At 28.4% G+C, this 20,797-nt stretch carries 25 protein-coding genes and 1 tRNA gene; 2 read left to right on the plus strand and 24 right to left on the minus strand.

The window, feature by feature from the left end; translation table 11 throughout:
- Window positions 1-9 precede the first annotated feature (9 nt).
- Both J2Z53_RS10980 and J2Z53_RS10985 read right to left on the minus strand, forming a co-directional pair.
- Window positions 10-95: transfer RNA gene (locus J2Z53_RS10980), tRNA-Tyr, on the minus strand.
- A 166-nt stretch (window positions 96-261) separates the two neighbouring features.
- The gene (locus J2Z53_RS10985; RefSeq protein ID WP_209797541.1) at window positions 262-837 is read right to left on the minus strand and encodes a hypothetical protein; all 576 of its coding nucleotides are present in this window, start codon (window positions 835-837) and stop codon (window positions 262-264) included.
- A 99-nt stretch (window positions 838-936) separates the two neighbouring features.
- Between J2Z53_RS10985 and yyaC the strand changes: the two genes are divergently transcribed.
- Window positions 937-1,482: a spore protease YyaC gene (yyaC, locus tag J2Z53_RS10990; RefSeq protein ID WP_209797542.1), complete on the plus strand. Its 546-nt coding sequence runs from the start codon at window positions 937-939 to the stop codon at window positions 1,480-1,482.
- 19 nt (window positions 1,483-1,501) lie between these two features.
- Here yyaC and mreB read toward each other — a convergent pair whose 3' ends face one another.
- From mreB to J2Z53_RS11070, 16 genes are all read right to left on the minus strand, one after another.
- Entirely contained in the window at window positions 1,502-2,536 is a 1,035-nt protein-coding gene (gene mreB / locus J2Z53_RS10995; protein ID WP_209797543.1) for a rod shape-determining protein MreB, read from the minus strand.
- Between the two features lie 124 nt (window positions 2,537-2,660).
- The gene (spoIIID, locus tag J2Z53_RS11000) at window positions 2,661-2,912 is read right to left on the minus strand and encodes a sporulation transcriptional regulator SpoIIID (protein WP_209797544.1); all 252 of its coding nucleotides are present in this window, start codon (window positions 2,910-2,912) and stop codon (window positions 2,661-2,663) included.
- 73 nt (window positions 2,913-2,985) lie between these two features.
- Complete coding sequence (locus J2Z53_RS11005; protein ID WP_209797545.1) at window positions 2,986-3,753, minus strand: M23 family metallopeptidase; 768 nt, start codon at window positions 3,751-3,753, stop codon at window positions 2,986-2,988.
- Between the two features lie 129 nt (window positions 3,754-3,882).
- Window positions 3,883-4,914, minus strand: coding sequence for a stage II sporulation protein D (gene spoIID / locus J2Z53_RS11010; protein WP_209797546.1), 1,032 nt, complete (start codon window positions 4,912-4,914; stop codon window positions 3,883-3,885).
- Between the two features lie 115 nt (window positions 4,915-5,029).
- Window positions 5,030-6,289, minus strand: coding sequence for a UDP-N-acetylglucosamine 1-carboxyvinyltransferase (murA, locus tag J2Z53_RS11015; RefSeq protein ID WP_209797547.1), 1,260 nt, complete (start codon window positions 6,287-6,289; stop codon window positions 5,030-5,032).
- Between the two features lie 21 nt (window positions 6,290-6,310).
- Window positions 6,311-6,925 carry a hypothetical protein gene (locus J2Z53_RS11020; RefSeq protein ID WP_209797548.1) on the minus strand — a complete coding sequence of 205 codons (615 nt, stop codon included), beginning with the start codon at window positions 6,923-6,925 and terminating at the stop codon, window positions 6,311-6,313.
- 165 nt (window positions 6,926-7,090) lie between these two features.
- Window positions 7,091-7,489, minus strand: a complete 399-nt coding sequence (locus J2Z53_RS11025) for an ATP synthase delta/epsilon chain alpha-helix domain-containing protein (RefSeq protein WP_209797549.1) — start codon at window positions 7,487-7,489, stop codon at window positions 7,091-7,093.
- Between the two features lie 14 nt (window positions 7,490-7,503).
- Complete coding sequence (gene atpD / locus J2Z53_RS11030; protein WP_209797550.1) at window positions 7,504-8,901, minus strand: F0F1 ATP synthase subunit beta; 1,398 nt, start codon at window positions 8,899-8,901, stop codon at window positions 7,504-7,506.
- Between the two features lie 17 nt (window positions 8,902-8,918).
- Window positions 8,919-9,773 carry an ATP synthase F1 subunit gamma gene (atpG, locus tag J2Z53_RS11035; RefSeq protein WP_209797551.1) on the minus strand — a complete coding sequence of 285 codons (855 nt, stop codon included), beginning with the start codon at window positions 9,771-9,773 and terminating at the stop codon, window positions 8,919-8,921.
- 45 nt (window positions 9,774-9,818) lie between these two features.
- Complete coding sequence (gene atpA / locus J2Z53_RS11040) at window positions 9,819-11,327, minus strand: F0F1 ATP synthase subunit alpha (RefSeq protein ID WP_209797552.1); 1,509 nt, start codon at window positions 11,325-11,327, stop codon at window positions 9,819-9,821.
- A gap of 10 nt (window positions 11,328-11,337) precedes the next feature.
- Window positions 11,338-11,877 carry a F0F1 ATP synthase subunit delta gene (locus tag J2Z53_RS11045; protein WP_209797553.1) on the minus strand — a complete coding sequence of 180 codons (540 nt, stop codon included), beginning with the start codon at window positions 11,875-11,877 and terminating at the stop codon, window positions 11,338-11,340.
- A 2-nt stretch (window positions 11,878-11,879) separates the two neighbouring features.
- Window positions 11,880-12,359, minus strand: coding sequence for a F0F1 ATP synthase subunit B (locus J2Z53_RS11050; protein WP_209797606.1), 480 nt, complete (start codon window positions 12,357-12,359; stop codon window positions 11,880-11,882).
- Window positions 12,360-12,429: 70 nt separating this feature from the next.
- On the minus strand, window positions 12,430-12,675 hold the full coding sequence (atpE, locus tag J2Z53_RS11055; protein ID WP_209797554.1) for an ATP synthase F0 subunit C: 246 nt from the start codon (window positions 12,673-12,675) through the stop codon (window positions 12,430-12,432).
- A 58-nt stretch (window positions 12,676-12,733) separates the two neighbouring features.
- Window positions 12,734-13,384 carry a F0F1 ATP synthase subunit A gene (locus tag J2Z53_RS11060; protein ID WP_209797555.1) on the minus strand — a complete coding sequence of 217 codons (651 nt, stop codon included), beginning with the start codon at window positions 13,382-13,384 and terminating at the stop codon, window positions 12,734-12,736.
- Between the two features lie 4 nt (window positions 13,385-13,388).
- Window positions 13,389-13,751 carry an ATP synthase subunit I gene (locus tag J2Z53_RS11065; RefSeq protein WP_209797556.1) on the minus strand — a complete coding sequence of 121 codons (363 nt, stop codon included), beginning with the start codon at window positions 13,749-13,751 and terminating at the stop codon, window positions 13,389-13,391.
- A gap of 629 nt (window positions 13,752-14,380) precedes the next feature.
- Window positions 14,381-15,559 carry an acetyl-CoA C-acetyltransferase gene (locus J2Z53_RS11070; protein WP_209797557.1) on the minus strand — a complete coding sequence of 393 codons (1,179 nt, stop codon included), beginning with the start codon at window positions 15,557-15,559 and terminating at the stop codon, window positions 14,381-14,383.
- Window positions 15,560-15,773: 214 nt separating this feature from the next.
- Between J2Z53_RS11070 and J2Z53_RS11075 the strand changes: the two genes are divergently transcribed.
- On the plus strand, window positions 15,774-16,268 hold the full coding sequence (locus J2Z53_RS11075; protein WP_209797558.1) for a deoxycytidylate deaminase: 495 nt from the start codon (window positions 15,774-15,776) through the stop codon (window positions 16,266-16,268).
- Between the two features lie 71 nt (window positions 16,269-16,339).
- On the opposite strand, the gene upp is transcribed toward J2Z53_RS11075, so the two are convergent.
- The 6 genes from upp to prfA all read right to left on the minus strand — a co-directional run bounded on the left by upp (window position 16,340) and on the right by prfA (window position 20,771).
- A complete protein-coding gene (gene upp / locus J2Z53_RS11080) occupies window positions 16,340-16,969 on the minus strand; it encodes a uracil phosphoribosyltransferase (RefSeq protein ID WP_209797559.1) in 630 nt (209 codons plus the stop codon).
- Between the two features lie 21 nt (window positions 16,970-16,990).
- Window positions 16,991-17,440: a ribose 5-phosphate isomerase B gene (gene rpiB / locus J2Z53_RS11085; RefSeq protein WP_209797560.1), complete on the minus strand. Its 450-nt coding sequence runs from the start codon at window positions 17,438-17,440 to the stop codon at window positions 16,991-16,993.
- A 71-nt stretch (window positions 17,441-17,511) separates the two neighbouring features.
- The gene (locus J2Z53_RS11090; protein WP_209797561.1) at window positions 17,512-17,964 is read right to left on the minus strand and encodes a low molecular weight protein arginine phosphatase; all 453 of its coding nucleotides are present in this window, start codon (window positions 17,962-17,964) and stop codon (window positions 17,512-17,514) included.
- Window positions 17,965-17,984: 20 nt separating this feature from the next.
- Window positions 17,985-19,028 carry an L-threonylcarbamoyladenylate synthase gene (locus J2Z53_RS11095; protein WP_209797562.1) on the minus strand — a complete coding sequence of 348 codons (1,044 nt, stop codon included), beginning with the start codon at window positions 19,026-19,028 and terminating at the stop codon, window positions 17,985-17,987.
- Between the two features lie 16 nt (window positions 19,029-19,044).
- Window positions 19,045-19,632: a hypothetical protein gene (locus J2Z53_RS11100; RefSeq protein ID WP_209797563.1), complete on the minus strand. Its 588-nt coding sequence runs from the start codon at window positions 19,630-19,632 to the stop codon at window positions 19,045-19,047.
- A 53-nt stretch (window positions 19,633-19,685) separates the two neighbouring features.
- Window positions 19,686-20,771 carry a peptide chain release factor 1 gene (gene prfA, locus J2Z53_RS11105; RefSeq protein WP_209797564.1) on the minus strand — a complete coding sequence of 362 codons (1,086 nt, stop codon included), beginning with the start codon at window positions 20,769-20,771 and terminating at the stop codon, window positions 19,686-19,688.
- Between the last annotated feature and the right edge of the window lie 26 nt (window positions 20,772-20,797).

Below are 20,797 nucleotides of genomic sequence, written 5' to 3' on the forward strand. Positions count from 1 at the left end.
CCACAAAAATGGTGGTGGAGGAAGGATTCGAACCTTCGAAGTCAACTGACAACAGATTTACAGTCTGCCCCCTTTGGCCACTCGGGAACTCCACCAAATTTCATTAAACTTTGTATCGATTTGTTTTACTGACCAACCGACAATAGTTAGTATATATTTATACACCTTTTATTTCAACTTACAAAACATATCAAAAATTAAGTTTATCCTTTTAATACTTTTAAATACTTATATATACTCTTATTTTTAATATAATATATTTTAAATTAATTCTTCTAAAAATTCTATGTTTATATATGGTGGTAATATAGATTTTATATCATTGTAATCTTTTTCTACTAATCTAAGTTTTAAAATCCTAACAATCTCTTTTGCTCCTTCTTTTTCTCCTTTTTTGCTTAACATTTCTCTAATCCTTTCTATGTCTACAGAAGATAATTTATTAATTATTGAAATAATTTTTGATTTTTCTTTAATATTAAGACTACTAACTATCTCTTCTTTTTTTATATTAAATATTTGCACATTAGAGTTTGCAACCTTATCTTCAGCTTCAATATCCCTTTGATTTCTGCTACTATTTTCTTCTAATTTCATATTATAACTTTTATTTTCTCTTTCATTATTTTTCATTATATTATCATTTTTATTTTTAACTTTACTCTTATAATTTTCATTATTTGAGTTTTCTATATCATTATAACTATTCTTATATTTACTTTTATATTCTAAAGCCATCTTGTTATCCATATTCTTATCTGATTTCCAAAAAGCCACAAAATATATTGTCATTGAAGTTATTATTGATAATAATACTACCACTAATATTTTTTTCATAATACACCTCCTATAAAAATACTTTCCAAATAAAATATTTTTATTCAATTTATTCTATAAAAAAAATACATACATATATATAATTATGGAGGTGCTTATATGGAAAAAAAGGTTCATCACACATCCCCACTAGCTTACTATAGTATATCTAAAAGTATCCTAAATTCTATTTCTGAAAATACTGTAATAGTATGTATAGGAACCGATAAATGTATAGGTGATTGTTTAGGTCCACTAGTTGGTACTATATTAAATATTAGTAACTTCCCTCTTCCTGTATATGGCTCAATAGATAACCCAATACATGCATTAAATTTAAACAATAACTTAGAACATATAAATAAAACTCATCCAAATGCCTATATAATCGGAATAGATGCCTGTTTAGGAAAAGAATCTTCAATTGGTGAAATCCATATTAGAAATTTTTCTATTCATCCCGGTAAAGGTGTGGGAAAATCTTTACCTGAAGTTGGAGATAAATCAATTGTTGGTATTGTTGATTCTAATGAGAATGTTGATTTTTTTTATAATAAGTCAATTAGATTATCTTTAATCTTTAAAATGGCAAATGTTATCGCTCGCGGATTAATTGATGCATATTATGAATATGAAATTCTAAATAAAAATAAACCCAAATTATAAATTTGGGTTTATTTTTATACTATTCAATTAGTACAACTTCTTGATCATTTATAGCCTTATCTAATTTATCAATATATCCTAAAACAGAACCTGTACCTTCTGCAACAGCTTCAATTGAATTTTCTGCAACATTTACAGATACACCAGTTTCTGATTCTATAAGTTTATCTAATCCATGAAGTAAAGAACCTCCACCAGTCATAAGTATACCTTTTTCTATAATATCTGCTGATATTTCAGGTGGTGTTTTTTCTAAAACACCCTTAACAGCTTCAACTATTAAATTAACTGGTTCTTTAAGTGCTTCTCTAATTTCACTTGATGTTATCTTTATTTCATCAGGTAAACCTGTAACTAGATTTCTTCCCTTAACTGATGTCTCTTCATTTCTTGAATTATTAAAGGCTGAACCTATTTCTATCTTAATTTGCTCAGCTGTTTTTTCACCGATCATTATTTTATATCTTGTTCTTATATACTTAATTATAGCTTCATCAAATTTATCTCCAGCAACTTTTATAGATGATCTTACCACTATTCCGCCTAAAGATATTACCGCAACATCACAAGTTCCGCCACCTATATCAACAATCATCCAACCATCTGGCTTTGTTATATCTAATCCTGCACCAATTGCAGCTGCAAGTGGTTCCTCTATTAAATGTACTGTCTTAGCTCCTGAATTTCTAGCAGCTTCCATTACAGCTCTTTTTTCTACTTCAGATGCTTGTGATGGTACACATACCATAATATTAGGCGTTGTAATTTTTTTATTTCCAAGTGCTTTACCAATAAATTCTTTTAGCATCTTCTCAGTTACATCATAATCTGAAATAACTCCATCCTTTAAAGGCCTAACCGCAATAATATTTCCTGGAGTTCTTCCAATCATTTTTCTAGCTTCTTCTCCTACAGCTAAAACCTTACCATTACTTGTATTTATAGCAACTACTGATGGTTCCTTTAATACAATACCTTTTCCTTTTACATATACTAATACTGTTGCTGTACCTAGATCTATACCTAGATCACTTCCTGATTTCCAAAACCACATCCCAAAGTTCACTCCTAATTATTTTACAATTTATCTTAGAATTTTTTACATTTTTTATATAACCATACAATAAATTATATATGGAATATGATTTTTGTTCAACTTTTTTCCAAGAAAATTTACACTATTCAACAGATTTATACTTTAATTTTGTCGCTTTTCCACCTCTTATATGTCTTTCAGCTTTATTTAGTTCTAAAATCGTATGGGTTTTTTCTGCTATAATTGGATTTATCTTAGGAAGCCTTTCTGTCATATCTTTATGAATTGTACTTTTGCTTACTCCAAAAACTTTTGCAGTTTTTCTTATTGTAGCTTTTGAGTCAATAATATATTGTGCTACTTCTAATACTCTCTCTTCAATATAGTCTTTCAAAACGCTCCCTCCTCAAACTATATTTTTTATATTAATCAGCCATTCCTAAAAAATGGCTGATTAATAAGTTGAATTACTTTTTGTAATTAAAATATTTTATTGGATCTACCTCTGTATATTTATTATCTTTTTTTGAAAATACTTTAAGGTGTAAGAAATCTTCTTTAATACACATTTTTAAAGTACTTGATGTATTTCCAATTTTTCCTATTTCTTGTCCTTTTGTAACTTTATCATCTTTTTTTAATTTTAAATTTTTATCTAAATTTGAGTAAGATGTCTTTATTCCATTTGGATGTTTTATAGTAACTGTAACTCCATATGTTACATCATTTTCTATTACACTTTCTATTATTCCATCCTCAGCAGCCTTTACAGCTGTGCCTAAAGGTGCCTTTATTGAAATTCCTCCATAACTGTAACTTGAATCGCCTTTTTCACCTTCTCGCACTTGCTTTCCATCTTTAAAAATATATGGCTCATTATGTGATTTTAAAAGTTTTCCTTCTAGTGGCTTATTAAAATCCATCTTACTATTATTTCCTACAGGTTTAGTTGATGTTTGTTGCTTTTCACCCTCTACTCTCTCAGAGTTTTCCATAACACTTTCTACATTTGTTTTTTGATTTTCTTCAATATTTAAAGCTACTTCATTTTCTTTATTTTCCTTGCTTCCTTCTGGGTTATTTCCTACACCCTTTATTGCAATTGCTCCAATTATAGTAACTACACACAACCCTACAAATAAAGCTACATAAAGTCCTTCCTTCTTAAAAAAGTTCTTAGTACCAGTCATTATTTTTTTAGATCTTTCTTTAAATCCATTTGATTTATTATTCATAATAAACACCTCCTTTAGTTATTTTTGACATTTTTTCAAAAAGTAATCATGTCAATTTAATTTTATTTTCATAAAAAAAGATGATATTTGATTATTTACCAAATATCATCTTTATATACTTTTTTATTTTTATTTATAAATAATTTTTCCAATTTCTATACCTGTATAGTAATGTTTTAATATATCATCATATTTTTTACCTTCCTTTGCCATAACATTAGCACCCCACTGGCTCATTCCAACTCCATGACCATTTCCTTTGCATTTTATCTTAACTTTATCCTTTAAGTATTCAATAGTAAAATTTGCAGATCTTAAATCAAATAATTTTCTAAATTCAACTCCACTTATTATTGTTTTACCAATTTTTATTTCATTAACAGATCCGCCATCTGTCCTCGATTTTATATCTATGCTTTCCTTTAAATTTTTATCTGTAAGCTTTGCTCTTTTATACTTTAAGTTAATTATGTTTATAAAATCTTTATTTTTTAATTCTTTTTGAGATTCATATACTGGAGAAATTTCTTCCCCTAAACTATTTATTGACTTTAAATATGGAACTTCTCCAGAGAAAACATCTTCTGAATTTTCTGTTTTACCTGAACTTGTTGAAAAAAATTGTGGATATAATACCAATTTTCCTTTATATGTCAAAACTTCACCTTTAGTTTCTTTTACTGCTTTTTTTATTTTTTGATAATTTGTATTTCTTTCTTTATTATCCCATTTAGACATTCTTTCTTGTTTATTCATATAAGCCTGACAATGAACTCCATCACATATTTCCCCACCATTAGATAAATTACAATTTTTAAGCCTTTTACTATAATAAAATGTTCTTGCTGCTATTGCTTGAGCCTTTAATGCTTCTTTTTCAAATTTTGCTGGCATTTCACTGGAAACTACTCCTAAAACATATTCTTCAACACTAATTTCTTCAATCTTTTTTTCTTTAGTTCTATAAACTTTTGCTTTATCATTTCCTTTAATTAAAATATTTACTTCTTTATCATCCAAATTATAAGAGTTTTCATTAGATAGGAAATTCGTAATTCCATTTCCCATAAGAATAAAGGGAATAACTATTATAAATATTAAAATAATTCCTGTTATAATTCCTATTCTTCTAATATTATTCAAAATATCATTTTCTCTCACCTTTATCCCTCCTAAAATTTATATACATCTATTTATATGTTTTCAATATAAAAATATACTTAATATATATAAATTTATGTAAAGAATATAAAAAAAAATAGAAGGCTTTATCCTTCTATTTTTTTACCCTATAAATACAAGCACCAATATTTCTAAATTTTTCTTCTATATTTAAATAACCTCTATCTATATGATAAATATCACTTATTTCAGTAGTTCCATCTGCCACAAGTCCTGCAAGTATCATAGCTGCACCAGCTCTTAAATCAGTAGCTTTAACATCACATCCTGTTAATTTAGGAACCCCTTCAATTACTGCACTTCTTCCATCTATTTTTATTTTAGCTCCCATTCTAACAAGTTCAGCTACATGCATAAATCTATTTTCAAATACAGTTTCTGTAATTATACTTGAACCTTTTGTAACTGAAAGTAATGCCATCATTTGTGGTTGCATATCTGTTGGAAACCCTGGATATGGTAATGTTTTTATATCTACAGTTTTTTTGTCTAACCTACCATCTACTATTATTCCATTATCTTCTTCAGTTAAAATAACTCCACATTCTTTTAATTTCTCTATTAAAGGTCTTAAATGCTCTTCATTTATGTCATTTATTTTTATCATGCTGTTTGTTATTGCAGCAGCTATCATAAATGTTCCAGCTTCTATTCTATCATAAATAGGTTTATATGATATTCCCTTTAATTCTTTTACACCTTCTATTGTAATTTTCCCAAGTCCTGCACCTTTTATATTTGCTCCCATTGAATTTAAGAAATTTGCTAAGTCCCATATTTCTGGCTCTTCAGCTGCATTTTCTATAATTGTTGTTCCATTTGCTAAAACTGCTGCCATCATAATATTTTCAGTAGCTCCTACAGATGGAAAATCTAAATATATTCTATTTCCTATAAGTTTTTTAACCCTTGCTTCAACAAATCCATGTCCTTGTGTAATTTCTGCACCTAATGCACTTAATCCTTTTAAATGTAAATCTATAGGTCTACTTCCTATATTACAGCCTCCTGGCATTGATAATTTACAGTATCCAAATCTTGAAAGCATTGGACCCATAATTAAAAAAGAAGCCCTCATTTTTCTAACAAGACTATTATTTGCATCAAAATTTTTAAGATTATTTGTATTTATCTTAAGATCAGTGCTAATTTTTGAATAATTAACATCTGCACCTAATCCTTTAAGCAAATTTAATATAACTTGAACATCTTCTAACATTGGCGTATTTTTTATTGTTATTTCATTAGGAGATAAAATTGTAGATACTATTATAGGTAATACTGAATTTTTTGCTGAGCTTATATTTACTTCCCCTTGTAATCTATTAACTCCTTTTACAATTATCTTTTCCATATTTTCCTCCATAATTAATTATTAGTATGTTGTAAATATAGTAGGAGTTCCAATAATAATATATATTCCTGTATTATATTCTATAATTCCATAACTGAATTCTCTGTTATTAGATAACTTTTCCTTACCTACATACCCATTATGAATTTTTAATAATTTATCATTTAGATTTATATCTTTTAAACTATTTATATATAATAATTTTCCCTTATAATATTCAAAATATTTAACAGACTTAGTTTTATTGTTTTCTAATTTTTTTAATATATTCTTTAAATATATATTAGTTATATTTTCATTTTTATTTAGTATAATACCTTCAACAAATAAATTGTCATTTTCTTTCCAAAGTTTAATCTCTATATTATTTTTACCTTTAATATAAAAATGATACTTATCCACTTCATCAAATTCATAATTATCTTTAAATATATTTTTAATTCTTAAAACTTCTTTATCTATATCTGATTTAATATTATATTGAATTTTAACTCCATTTTCTGAAAAATCAGTTTCATCCATAACAATCTTTTCTATATATTTATAGTTATCTTTACTTATGATACTTCCATTAGGTATATTAACTAAATTAAGAGTGAAAATAATAAAATAGATAATGAAACTTTTTATCTCCATTTTATCCCCCTACCTTTCTCCTCTTAATTATTGTCATATATATTTTTTTTATACAAACCACCTTTATAATATAATATATATATTCTATGCTTTTTTTGTGATAGATTGTCATAAATTAGCCATAAATGAAATAAGACTTAGGTATAAATACCTAAGTCTTATTTTTTATTTATTCTTTAATTGTAATCTTATTAACGCTCTTCTCAAAGCAGCTGTAGCTCTTTCTTTATCATATTGATCTTCTTTTAGACGTTTTTCTGCTCTTTCTTTTGCTGCTTTAGCTCTTTCTACATCAATTTCATCTTTAGTTTCGCATGATCCACAACAAAAATCTAATTCATTATCTTTAAAACCAATTAATCCTCTTGCTGTAAAAAGTTCTACTTTCTCTCCATCTGCTTTAGTTACTACAGTAATTGCCTGAACTGTATTAATTACTATTGAAGCGTGATTTGCAAGAATTTCAACTTTTCCTTCTGATGTATTTGTTAATATACTTAAAACTTCTTCATCAAATTTAACACTACTAGGTGTAATAATCTTTAGTCTAAAGGTATTAGCCATACTATACCATCCCCTTATGCTAAAGTCTTAGCTTTTTCTACAGCTTCTTCTATAGTTCCAACAAATAGAAAAGCAGATTCTGGTAAATCATCATGTTTACCTTCTATTATTTCTCTAAAACCTCTAATAGTTTCTTGTATTGTAACATATTTACCTTTCATACCAGTAAATTGTTCTGCTACTGTAAATGGTTGTGATAAGAAGTTTTGAACTTTTCTTGCTCTAGAAACAGTTAACTTATCTTCATCAGATAATTCATCAACTCCTAGTATAGCAATAATATCTTGAAGTTCTCTATATCTCTCTAATATATTCTTAACTTTTGAGGCAACATTATAATGTTCTTCCCCAACTACTCTTGGGTCTAATATTCTTGAAGTTGAATCTAGTGGATCAACTGCTGGATATATACCACGTTCTGATACACTTCTTGATAAAACTGTTGTTGCATCTAAGTGAGAGAATGTTGTTGCTGGTGCTGGGTCTGTTAAGTCATCAGCTGGAACATATACAGCTTGAACAGATGTAATTGAACCATGAGTTGTTGATGTTATTCTTTCTTGAAGAGCACCCATTTCTGTTGCAAGTGTTGGTTGATAACCAACAGCTGAAGGTATTCTACCAAGTAAAGCTGAAACCTCAGAACCTGCTTGAGAGAATCTAAATATATTATCTATAAATAGTAACACATCTTGACCTTGATCTCTAAAATACTCTGCCATTGTAAGTCCTGTAAGAGCAACTCTCATTCTTGCACCAGGTGGTTCATTCATTTGTCCAAACACTAATGCTGTCTTATCTATAACTCCTGATTCTTTCATTTCATAATAAAGGTCATTACCTTCTCTTGATCTTTCTCCAACACCTGTAAATACTGATAATCCACCATGTTGTTTAGCTATATTATTTATAAGTTCTTGAATAAGTACTGTTTTACCAACTCCAGCACCTCCAAATAAACCTATCTTACCACCTTTTTGATAAGGTGCTATAAGGTCAACAACCTTTATTCCTGTTTCAAACATTTCAGGTTCAACTGATTGTTCTGCAAATGTTGGTGCTGGTCTATGTATTGGATAGAATTCCTTAGCATCAACTTTTCCTGCAATTTCATAATCAACTGGTTTTCCTAAAACATTAAATAATCTTCCTAAAACGCATTGTCCTACAGGAATTGAAATTGGCTTTCCTGTATTAATTGCCTTCATACCTCTTCTTAATCCTTCTGTAGCTTCCATAGCTATTGTTCTTACTATATCATCACCGACATGTTGTTCAACTTCAGTTATTATTATTTCACCATTCATGTCTATTTCAATAGCATTATAGATATTTGGAAGTGACTCTGCGTCAAACTTTATATCAACTACTGGTCCAATAACTTGAACTACTTTTCCTATATTGTTAGGCATTTAATCATACCTCCTCACTATTTTTGTGCTTCTGCTCCACCTACTATTTCAGCAATTTCTTGAGTTATAGCACTTTGTCTTATTCTATTGTATTTAGTATTTAATTTATCTAACAAGTCATCTGCATTTTTTGTAGCTCCGTCCATTGCAGTCATTCTTGAAGATTCTTCACTAGTTTTTGCATGTAAAATACAATTTATTAATTTTGATTGTAGATAAAAATCAAATGTTGCCTCTGTTGAAGACTTACTATTAGATTCTAACATAAATCCAATATCTTCTTTAATATCATCAAATTCTAAAGGTAGCATTTTCTCTATCTTTATTACTTGTGAAACTGGAGATTTAAAATGTGTATATACTACATAAATTTCTCCAACTTCATTTGAATTATATAATCTTAAGGCATGTTTATAAATCATTGAAACTTCTTTTATATCAGTTGTTTCTTTTATATCAACATACTCTGCAACTGTTTGGAATCCATATCTCTTCACATAAGAAATACCTTTTTTTCCTAAACACATAACCAGACTATCTGATTTATCTATTCCAACATGATTTTTTAAAGTTAATGCAATATTAACATTATACCCTCCACATAATCCTGAATCTGACGCTACAACTATATATAACTTTCTTTTTGAAGAATTGCCTTTAAAATAAACTCCTTCCTTTTCCATATCCATTGATGAATATGCTTCTTGAGCTATTTGTTTAGCAGCTTCAAAATATTTGTTATTTTCGTTTAATCCCATTCTGACTCTTCTTAACTTAGAAGTGGCAACAAGTCCCATGGCCTTTGTTATTTTTTTAGTATTTTCTACAGACTTAATTCTACGTTTTATTTCAATAAGTCCAGCTCCTGCCATACATCCACCTCCTAAAAGATGGCATAGCTTAAATTAAGCTATGCTTTATTGTAAGAATATTTTTTTGAATTCTGTAATTCCTTTTTCAAGGGATGCTTTTAATTCATCAGTTAAAACTTTCTTCTCTACAATTTCTTTTCCTACTTCTCTATATTGAGTATCCATATATTCTAAGAAATCTTTTTCGAATTTTCTTATATCTTCAACTTTTATATCTGATAAATAATCATTTACTGCTGCGTATAAAATCATTACTTGATTTTCTACTGGCATAGGTGAATATTGATTTTGTTTTAAAACTTGAACCAATCTCTTACCTTTTTCAAGTCTTCTTGAAGTATCAGCATCTAAATCTGATCCAAATTGAGCAAATGATTCTAGTTCTCTATATTGGGCAAGCTCTAATCTTAATGTACCTGAAACTTGTTTCATAGCTTTAATTTGAGCGTTACCCCCAACTCTTGATACTGATATACCTGCATTAACAGCTGGTCTTTGTCCTGAATTGAAAAGATCTGATTCTAGGAATATTTGACCATCTGTTATTGATATAACATTAGTTGGAATATATGCAGTTACGTCTCCTGCTAGTGTTTCTATAATTGGAAGTGCTGTTAAAGAACCTCCACCATTTTTTTCTGAAAGTTTTGCAGCTCTTTCAAGTAATCTTGAATGAATATAGAAAACATCTCCAGGATAAGCTTCTCTGCCTGGTGGTCTTTTAAGTAGTAATGACATTGTTCTATAAGCAACTGCGTGCTTTGATAAGTCATCATATATAACCAATACATCTTTTCCTTGATGCATAAAATGTTCACCAATTGAACATCCAACATAAGGAGCTAAGTACTGTAATGGTGCTGATTCTGATGCAGTTGCTGCAACAACTGTTGTATAATCCATAGCACCAAACTCTGTTAATGTATTCACTATATGTGCTACTGTTGATTGTTTTTGCCCTATTGCTACATATATACAAATTACATCTTTACCTTTTTGGTTTATTATTGTATCTATTGTTATAGCTGTCTTACCTATTTGTCTATCTCCTATGATAAGTTCTCTTTGTCCCTTACCAATTGGAATCATTGAGTCAATTGCTTTTATTCCTGTTTGTAATGGCTCATTAACTGAACTTCTATCTAGAATGCTAGGTGCAGGAACTTCTATTGGTCTAAATGCTTCTGGTTTTATTGGTCCTTTTGCATCAATAGGATTACCTAAAGCATCTACAACTCTTCCTATTAATTCATTTCCAACTCCAACCTCAACAATCTTTCCTGTTCTCTTAACGACATCTCCTTCCTTGATTCCTTCTTCAGAACCAAGTAAAACACATCCTACATTATCTTGTTCAAGATTTAATGCCATACCATAAACATCATTTGGGAATTCTAACAATTCACCTTCCATACAATCATCTAAACCATATACTCTAGCAATACCATCACCAATTTGAATAATTGTACCTGAATCTATTGTTTTTATTTGTTTGTCGTATTTTTCAATTTCACTTTTGATTATAGAAGTAATCTCTTCTGGTTTGATATTCATGGTTTCACCTCTATTCCCTTTTAAGTATTAAGGCTCTCATTTCATCAAGTTTAGATTTTATTGATCCATCAATAACATCATTTCCAACTCTAACGTAAAGTCCACCTAATATACTTTTATCAATTTCATGCTCTAAAATTACTGTTTTGTTATACTTCTTTTCTAAATTTTCTTTTAACTTCTTGCTTTCTTCAGGTGTAAGTTCTATAACACTTTTCACCTTAGCAATTACTGTATTTTCTTTTTCTAAATGGATTTTCTCCATTTGATTAAGTTTTTCTCTTAGGAATAATATTCTTCCTTTTTCAACAAGAATTAATAAAAATGATAGTAATTCTTCATCAATTCTACCCTTAAATAAGTCTTTAAAAATTTTCTTTTTTTGTCTAGTACTTATTTGAGGTGATTTTATAATTTCATAAATTTGTTGGTTGTCATCAATAATTTTGCATATCTCTCTTAGGTCATTAAGATATTCATCTACCTTATTTTTTTCTTCTGCTACTTTATATAAAGCTAAGGCATATCTACGATCCAAATATTCGTACATAATTACATACCTACCTTGCTTATATATTCATCAATAAGTTCTCTATGCTTCTTTTCATCTATTGATTCACCAAGAGCCTTTTCTGAAAGGAATATTGCAAGTTCTACTGCTTGAGTTTTAATTTCATCCTCAGCTTTTGCACGTTCTCTATTGATTTCAACCTTAGATTTTTCAATAATAGTACTTGCTTCTTTTCTAGCATCTTCTACTATTTCTTTATAAATACTATCTGCCTTACTTTTATATTGGCTAACAATTTCTTTTCCTTCTTCTTTTGCTGATCCGATTTCTTTTTCATTTTGAAGCTTTAATATTCTTGCTTTCTCTAAATCTTCATCAGCCTTACTAATCGTATCTTCTATACGATTATTTCTCTCTTTTAAAATTTTATTTACTCTATCAAAAGCAAAATGCTTAACTATCCAAAATAATATTAATAAGTTTACTAATGTAACTATCATCTCTGGAATGTTAATATTCATATTAATTTCCAAATTTAAAGCCTCCCTTCCAGGCTTATTAAAAACCTACTTTTTTAATAGCATTCAAAATTTAGTGAATTCCAACAAATAATAAGATAAATGAAACTAGTAATCCATATATAGCTGTTGTTTCTGCTAATGCACAACCAATGAAATATGTTGACATAAGTTTACCACTTGCTTCTGGTTGTCTTGCTATACTCTTTAATAAACTAGCTGTTGCGTTACCAATACCAACACCTGCACCTATTGCTGCAATAACTGCAAGTCCTGCACCTATTGCACGCATTCCTACTATAAATTCTGCTCCAGTCATAAATAATTCCTCCTTAATCTTTTACAAGTTTCTCTGACTAAATTTGATTTTATTTTGGTTATTCTTCTGCTATCATCTTTATATAAATCATTGTTAATATTGAAAAGATGAATGTTTGAAGAAATCCATCAAACAAATCGAAGTATGCCATAAATGGCACTGGGATAGCTAATTGAGCAATCCAAGCTACCTTACTCAATGCTCTTAATAACAATTCAATAATTACAGTTGCAACTGTAATATTACCAAAAAGTCTGAAGCTTAATGTTACTGGTAACATTACTCTCTCTAAGATATTGATAGGTAATAAAGCTGGACTTGGGTGAGCATATCCTTTTAGATATCCTAAACCACCATTCTTTATGATTGAATTTATTTGAACCATAAGGAATGTTGTTAATGACAATACTAATGCTACACTATAGTCTGCTGTAGGTGGATGAAGTCCTACAAGGTCTGTAATATTCATAAAGAATAAGAAAAGAACCAATGCTCCAATATATGCAGCAAATCCTGCATACTTATCTCCCATAGTGTTTTTAACCCAATTGTTCATACCTTCAACAAATATTTCAATTATTGATTGGCTTTTTGTTTTAGGTACAACTGAAAGATTTTTTGTCATTAGTATTAAAACAATAGCAATAATTATGATTATTCCCCATTGTTGTAACACAGTAGAACCAATTTCATTAAACAATGCTTCCACTCAATCACTTCCTTTCTTCATATTTAATTGCCATGAACAAAGAAATAAAGTTGGACATATATCCAATAATATATAGTATTATGTTATATTGGTTTTGCAATAATAATAATCCTATTATAGCTATCATTATTATTCTTATTACAAAACTAACCATAAAAATAATACCTTTTAAATTTATCTTACTATTAATAACTTTTTCAGTAACTGCTCCACTTATTAAAAAATTTAAAATGCTAATTATTGAACCTATTAAAAAAGGAAAACAATAACTTTGATTAATAAAATAGAAAATTATAAGTCCTGCAGTAACAATTATTCCACTAAGTTTAAGAGTCTGTCTTAATAGTCTAGTTAAATTTCCAACCATTACTTACCCCCTTGGCAATTATATCCCTTATTATAGTTTATATATTTTTTTGTCGGAAACATTATATTTAAGCTTAATATGTTGTTTTTTCATCTTACATTAAATTATATCATCATAATTCATATTTGCTATAGTTTTCTCTTAATTTTAAGTTTTTCTACATTTTACGAATTTTAAATTTATTACCTATTCTTTTGTCTGAATATTCAAAATAATAACATTATAATATATTTATATCATTATTAAATCATATTACAAATTTTAATTTTTTTACTCTATGTAAACATATTTATTATTATATATTTTTATTTTATTCTAATTTAATTTTACCTTTATTTTTTAGTTTGAATAAAGTTAATTGATTTTATTCAATGCATTTTTATTTTATTAATAAATTTATTATTTTATTAATAAAGTTAAGGCTATAAATTATTTAATTTATAGCTTTATAGTTTTAATGTTATTATTTTTTTATTTTATTAAATGTTTTCATAAAAATTTTTAATATTTTTTTCTTATATAAATTTTCTATATATTTTCATTATACAACAAAAACATACCTTAGCAAATGTTTCTAAGGTATGTTTACATTTTTTATAAATTAATTTATGAAATAACTTTTTATGATATTATCTTTCAACAACTACTGCTGTTCCCATTCCTCCACCTATGCAAAGTGTAGCTAAACCTTTCTTAGCATCTCTCTTTTCCATTTCATGAAGTAATGTAACTAAAATTCTAGCTCCTGATGCTCCAACTGGATGACCTAAAGCTATTGCTCCACCATTTACATTAACTTTTGTCATATCAAATCCTAGATCTTTAGCTACAGCTAAACTTTGAGCAGCAAATGCTTCATTTGCTTCTATAAGATCTAAATCTTTAACTTCTAATCCAGCATTTTCTAATGCTTTCTTTGTTGCATGGAATGGACCATATCCCATTATAGCTGGATCTAATCCTCTTGAACCATATGAAAGTATTTTTGCCATTGGTTTAATTCCTAAGCTTTCTGCTTTTTCTGCACTCATAATTACAAGAGCTGCAGCTCCATCATTTATTCCTGAAGCATTTCCTGCTGTAACAGTACCATCTTTAATAAATGCTGGTCTTAACTTTCCTAATTTTTCAACAGTTGTTCCGAATCTTGGGAATTCATCAGTATCAAATACTATTGGATCTCCTTTTCTTTGAGGAATTACAACTGGAACTATTTCTTCTTTAAATCTTCCTTCTTTTATAGCCTTTTCTGCTTTATTTTGAGAATTAGCTGAGAATTCGTCTTGTTCTTCTCTTGTTAAATTCCACTTCTTGGCAATATTTTCTGCTGTTACTCCCATATGATAATCGTTAAATGCATCCCATAGTGCATCATTTATCATAGAATCAACCATTTTACCGTTTCCCATTCTTTGTCCCCATCTTGCAGTTTCTAAAAGATAAGGAGCTCTTGACATATTTTCAACTCCACCAGCAACTACAATATCAGTATCTCCTGCTTTTATCATTTGAGCTGCTAAACTAACTGCTCTTAATCCTGATCCGCATACCTTATTGATAGTCATTGCTGGAACTTCTTCTGGAAGTCCTGCTTTTATAGTTGCTTGTCTTGCAACATTTTGTCCAAGGCCAGCTTGTATAACATTTCCCATTAAAACTTCTTCAACCATTTCTGGTTTTATTCCAGCTTTCTTTACAGCTTCCTTTATTACTAATGCTCCTAAATCTACTGCTGGAACATCTTTTAATGATCCTCCAAATGATCCTAACGCTGTTCTTACTGCACTTACAATTACTACTTCTTTCATTAAACAAAACCTCCCAAATTTATAATTAACAAATTTTCATTCTTTGTTAAACTCTTAACATACTTTTATTATAACCATTTCATTTGTAATAATCAATAGTTTTTGTTAAATTTTAAACAAATACTTTTTTAAAACTATTTTACAAATTTCTTTTTATTTATATTATAATATTAATAAAATTACATAAAAATTTTTATACAAAGGAGTTTCTATAATGAAAAGAAATGATTTTATATCTTGGGATGAATATTTTATGGGACTTGCTCTTTTATCTGCTAAAAGAAGTAAAGATCCAAGTACTCAAGTAGGAGCCTGTATTGTAAGTCCTACTAACAGAGTTCTTTCTGTTGGTTATAATGGTTTTGCTTTTGGTTGTTCTGATGATACTTACTCTTGGGAACGAGAAGGAGAATTTTTAGAGACTAAGTATCCTTATGTTGTACATGCAGAACTTAATGCCATTTTAAATAATAGAGGTGTTTCTCTAGAAAATGCTAAACTTTATGTAGCTTTATTTCCTTGTAATGAATGTGCAAAAGCAATTATTCAAAGTGGAATAAAGGAAGTAATTTTTTTAAGTGATAAATATGCTGATACTGATATAGTTAAAGCTTCAAAGAGAATGTTTAAATCAGCAGGTATCAAACTAACAAAACTTGTACCTTCTTTAGAAAAAATTGAATTATCATTTAATGTTGATGACATTTAAATAAAAATCTTTTTAATAAAATATAATTTATAAAAGAATAAAACCTTCAAAATGAAGGTTTATTTTAATTATTATTTAGTTCCAAATAATCTATCTCCAGCATCTCCAAGTCCTGGTACAATATATCCATTTTCATTTAACTTTTCATCTATTTGTGCAACATATATGTCAACATCAGGATGAACTTCTTTAATTGCTTTTATTCCTTCAGGTGATGAAATTAAACACATAAGTTTTAAATATTTTGCACCTTTTTTCTTAAGCATTGTTAAAGCATCAATAGCTGATCCTCCAGTTGCAAGCATTGGATCTACAACTATTATTTCTCTTTCAGCTATATCTTGAGGTAGCTTACAAAAATATTCAACTGGTTGTAAAGTTTCTTCATCTCTGTATAATCCAATATGACCAACTTTTGCTGCTGGTATAAGCTTTAAAACTCCATCTACCATTCCAAGTCCAGCTCTTAATATTGGTACTATTGCTAGTTTCTTTCCAGCTAACATTTTACATTTTGTTTTGCAAATTGGTGTTTCTATTTCTACATTTTCAGTTGGTAAATTTCTTGTAACTTCATATGCCATTAACATTGAAACTTCTGAAACCAAATCTCTAAAATCCTTTGAACCAGTTTCTTTACTTCTTATAAATGCTAATTTGTGTAATATTAATGGATGATTAATTTCTGTAACTTTACTCATTTTATTTCTTCCTCCAAAATTTTATTTATTGTATTCTTTTTCTATTGCAGATATTTTATTTAATCTTCTTTCATGTCTTTCACCTTGAAATTTTGCATCTAGAAAAGTTTTAACTATATCAAGAGCAAGACCTGGTCCTACAACTCTTTCTCCTAATGCAAGAATATTTGCATTATTGTGTTCTCTAGTTGCATGAGCACTAAATGTATCTGAGCATAAAGCAGCTCTTATTCCTGGTACTTTGTTTGCAACAATACTCATTCCAATTCCAGTTCCGCAAATTAATATTCCTAAATCAAATTCCTTTGATGCAACTGCTTTAGCAACTTTTTCTGCATAATCTGGATAATCGCATGATTCTTTAGTATAAGTACCAAAATCTTTTATTTCATATCCATTTGAACTTAAATACTCCATGATTTCATTTTTTAAACTATATCCACCATGATCTGATCCTAATGCTATTTTCATAAAATCTTACCTCCATATATTTTTATGTATTTAATTTATAAAAAAAGAAAGTGTAGCGTGTAAAATAAATATTACACACTTCCAGCTTTCTTTAATTTACCTATTATAAGAGGCACTATCTCCTCTAACTCTTTATATGTTTTATTGTAAACAGAAATTGTGCTGCCATAAGGATCAGTTATTTCTCCTTTTATGCCAGCATATTCACATATTGAAAACACTTTATCTTTATAATTTGGATAATTATTCTTTATAAAATCTCTACCATATTCAGTCATTGTTAAAATAATATCTGATTCTTGAAGCATAGCTTTATTTAATTGAATAGCTTCCCTATTTTTGATATCTATATTTAATTCTTCTTTTATTAATTCTATAGAATTTTCAGTAACAAAACTCCCAGGCACTATTACAATACCAGCTGATTTAGCTTCTATATTTGAATCATCATTTATTTTATTAAATATTTCTTCTGCCATTGGGCTTCTACATGTATTTGCTGTGCATACGAAGAGCACTTTCATAAAAAAACCTCCAAATTCTTTTAAACATCTATAACATCATATCCTGCTGCTTTATTTAATCTGTTCATAATAGCAATTCCAATTCCTTCTTCATTAAATGCTTCTGCTAATATTATGTCTACATCTAAATCATTAAATGATCTTAAAGCTTCAAAAAGATTTGATGCAATTTCTTCTAAATTATTTTCTGCTCCTAAAATAACCTTTTCTCCATTAGGATATTTATGGCTATTTTCTTCTGTAGTAAGTATTCCTACCTTTTTTCCTTCATCTATATAATTTTGTACCATTTCATTAATTTTTTCAATAGTTTTTTCTTTATTTCCTTTTATAATTTTAAGTTTTGCATTTGGAGCATAATGTCTATACTTCATACCTGGTGCCTTAGGCTTAAAATCTTCTGAATTGTTAAGTAATCCTTTATCAATTTCAATTCTTTTATCAACTTCTCTAAGCATTTCAAGTGTTATTCCACCTGGTCTTAAAACTATTGGGGGATCAACTGTGCAATCCACTATTGTAGATTCTAATCCAACCTCACTCTTTTCTCCACCAATTATATAGTCTACTTTACCATTTAGGTCTTCAATACATCTTTCAATATCAGTTGGACTTGGCTTTCCACTAATATTAGCAGATGGAGCTGCAATTGGTACACCTGACTCCTTTATAAGTTCTCTTGCAATCTTATTTGATGGCATTCTAATTCCTATAGTATCTAAATTTGCACTTGTTTCCATTGGTATTATATCCTGTTTTTCTAATATTAATGTCATTGGTCCTGGCCAAAATTTATCCATTAATTTTTTTGCAATATCAGGAATATTTTTTGCATAAGCATCTAAGTTTTTTGATGCTACATGAATAATTAATGGGTTATCTTGAGGTCTTCCCTTAGCAACAAATATTTTTTTTACACATTCTTCTTTTAATGCATTTGCTCCTAATCCATAAACTGTTTCTGTTGGGAATGCAACCGTTCCACCTCTTTTTATAACTTCTGCTGCTTCTTTTATATATTTTTTATCATTAATTCCATTTATAGTAGCAATCTTTGTATCCAAAGCTAACGCCCTCTTTCTAATTTAAAGTTTCTCCACGTGCAATTTTTATATTTTCAATACAGTCATCAGTGAATTCAGCTTTAACACAATATTTAAATATTTCATTTAAAAAAGGATATTTTTTAAGTCCACCTTTTTTAATTATTTGAAAATAATATTTTTCATCTGAATTTATTTTCTTTATTTTTATGTATTCTTCCGAAATCTGTGGATACTTATCTAAAAAATTTTTAGATATTGGTTTCATTCTTCTATTTCTTAATTTAGCACTACTAACTAATATTATTTTCATATAATCTTCTATACCTTCAGTATGAACTATTGCTATTTTATCACATAATATTGTATGAGTTTGACTAAACAAACCATTTGTAAATTTTAACTTATTATTTTTATAAGAAAATTCAAGCTTTGTATAATCTCGTTTTTTTAAAATTGCAAGTAATATTAAGATTTCTAATAATGCTACATAAATTATATAAAATTTTGTTATAATTCCAGTTAACCACAAAGTTGTTGGTAATAGTATAGCTAATATAATCATTAATATATAAAATCGTTTTATAGATTTTTTCTCTTTTTTTAATGCTTTATAAATATCCATACTTACTCCTTTTATATTATAAAAGCCTTACATTTTAATGCAAGGCTTTTTTATTACATTTCTTGTGTATTTCCCATTTGTTTCATTTTTTCAGCTTGATCTGCAGTTATAAGAGCATTTATAACTTCATCTATATCTCCATCTAAGAAAGATTCTAACTTATAAAGAGTTAAACCAATTCTATGATCTGTAATTCTTCCTTGAGGATAATTATATGTTCTAATTCTTTCACTTCTGTCTCCAGTACCTACTTGAGATTTTCTATCTTCTGCAATTCCTGCTGCTCTTTCTGCTTCAGCTTTTTCAAATAGTCTTGCTCTTAAAACCTTCATTGCCTTTTCTTTGTTTTTAAGCTGTGATTTTTCATCTTGGCATGAAATAACAATTCCTGTTGGTATATGTGTAAGTCTTACTGCAGAGTCAGTAGTATTAACACATTGTCCTCCATTACCTGATGCTCTAAATACATCAAATCTAATATCTTTTTCGTTTATTTCAACTTCTACATCATCAACTTCTGGTAAAACAGCAACAGTTGCTGTTGATGTATGTATTCTACCACTTGATTCTGTATCTGGAACTCTTTGAACTCTGTGAACTCCACTTTCATATTTTAATTTTGAATAAGCACCATTACCTTTAATCATAAATACAACTTCTTTTAATCCACCAATTCCAGTTTCATTAGTGTGCATAAGTTCTACAGCCCATCTATTATTTTCTGCATATCTTGTATACATTCTAAAAAGATTAGCTGCAAAAAGTGCTGCTTCATCTCCACCTGCACCAGCTCTTATTTCAACGAAAACATTTTTATCATCATTAGGATCTTTAGGTAATAATAGAATTTGAATTTTATTTTCTAATTCTTCTTTTCTTATCTTTAATTCATTTATTTCTTCATGAAGCATATCCTTCATTTCTTTATCTGTCTCAAGTTCAAGCATCTCTTTATTGTCATTTAAATCTTCAATAACCTTTTTATATTCTGTATAGGCTCCTACTATGACTTCTAAATCAGCATGTTCTTTACATAGTTTTCTCCATTCATTTTGATTTTCCATAATTGAAGGATCACTAATTTTTACTGATAACTCATCATACTTGTTCTCTATAAATGCTAATCTATCTAATAACATCTTATCACTCCGTACTATATATTTTC

The organism is Clostridium moniliforme, assembly GCF_017873235.1.
Lineage (GTDB): Bacteria > Bacillota > Clostridia > Clostridiales > Clostridiaceae > Clostridium > Clostridium moniliforme.

Excerpts from the sequence above, each read along its gene's own strand:
- J2Z53_RS10985 (WP_209797541.1), bottom strand. The coding sequence starts at position 837 with ATGAAAAAAATATTAGTGGTAGTATTATTATCAATAATAACTTCAATG.
- yyaC (WP_209797542.1), top strand. The coding sequence starts at position 937 with ATGGAAAAAAAGGTTCATCACACATCCCCACTAGCTTACTATAGTATA.
- mreB (WP_209797543.1), bottom strand. The coding sequence starts at position 2,536 with ATGTGGTTTTGGAAATCAGGAAGTGATCTAGGTATAGATCTAGGTACA.
- J2Z53_RS11005 (WP_209797545.1), bottom strand. The coding sequence starts at position 3,753 with ATGAATAATAAATCAAATGGATTTAAAGAAAGATCTAAAAAAATAATG.
- murA (WP_209797547.1), bottom strand. The coding sequence starts at position 6,289 with ATGGAAAAGATAATTGTAAAAGGAGTTAATAGATTACAAGGGGAAGTA.
- J2Z53_RS11020 (WP_209797548.1), bottom strand. The coding sequence starts at position 6,925 with ATGGAGATAAAAAGTTTCATTATCTATTTTATTATTTTCACTCTTAAT.
- J2Z53_RS11025 (WP_209797549.1), bottom strand. The coding sequence starts at position 7,489 with ATGGCTAATACCTTTAGACTAAAGATTATTACACCTAGTAGTGTTAAA.
- atpD (WP_209797550.1), bottom strand. The coding sequence starts at position 8,901 with ATGCCTAACAATATAGGAAAAGTAGTTCAAGTTATTGGACCAGTAGTT.
- atpG (WP_209797551.1), bottom strand. The coding sequence starts at position 9,773 with ATGGCAGGAGCTGGACTTATTGAAATAAAACGTAGAATTAAGTCTGTA.
- atpA (WP_209797552.1), bottom strand. The coding sequence starts at position 11,327 with ATGAATATCAAACCAGAAGAGATTACTTCTATAATCAAAAGTGAAATT.
- J2Z53_RS11045 (WP_209797553.1), bottom strand. The coding sequence starts at position 11,877 with ATGTACGAATATTTGGATCGTAGATATGCCTTAGCTTTATATAAAGTA.
- J2Z53_RS11050 (WP_209797606.1), bottom strand. The coding sequence starts at position 12,359 with ATGAATATTAACATTCCAGAGATGATAGTTACATTAGTAAACTTATTA.
- atpE (WP_209797554.1), bottom strand. The coding sequence starts at position 12,675 with ATGACTGGAGCAGAATTTATAGTAGGAATGCGTGCAATAGGTGCAGGA.
- J2Z53_RS11065 (WP_209797556.1), bottom strand. The coding sequence starts at position 13,751 with ATGGTTGGAAATTTAACTAGACTATTAAGACAGACTCTTAAACTTAGT.
- J2Z53_RS11070 (WP_209797557.1), bottom strand. The coding sequence starts at position 15,559 with ATGAAAGAAGTAGTAATTGTAAGTGCAGTAAGAACAGCGTTAGGATCA.
- J2Z53_RS11075 (WP_209797558.1), top strand. The coding sequence starts at position 15,774 with ATGAAAAGAAATGATTTTATATCTTGGGATGAATATTTTATGGGACTT.
- upp (WP_209797559.1), bottom strand. The coding sequence starts at position 16,969 with ATGAGTAAAGTTACAGAAATTAATCATCCATTAATATTACACAAATTA.
- rpiB (WP_209797560.1), bottom strand. The coding sequence starts at position 17,440 with ATGAAAATAGCATTAGGATCAGATCATGGTGGATATAGTTTAAAAAAT.
- J2Z53_RS11090 (WP_209797561.1), bottom strand. The coding sequence starts at position 17,964 with ATGAAAGTGCTCTTCGTATGCACAGCAAATACATGTAGAAGCCCAATG.
- J2Z53_RS11100 (WP_209797563.1), bottom strand. The coding sequence starts at position 19,632 with ATGGATATTTATAAAGCATTAAAAAAAGAGAAAAAATCTATAAAACGA.
- prfA (WP_209797564.1), bottom strand. The coding sequence starts at position 20,771 with ATGTTATTAGATAGATTAGCATTTATAGAGAACAAGTATGATGAGTTA.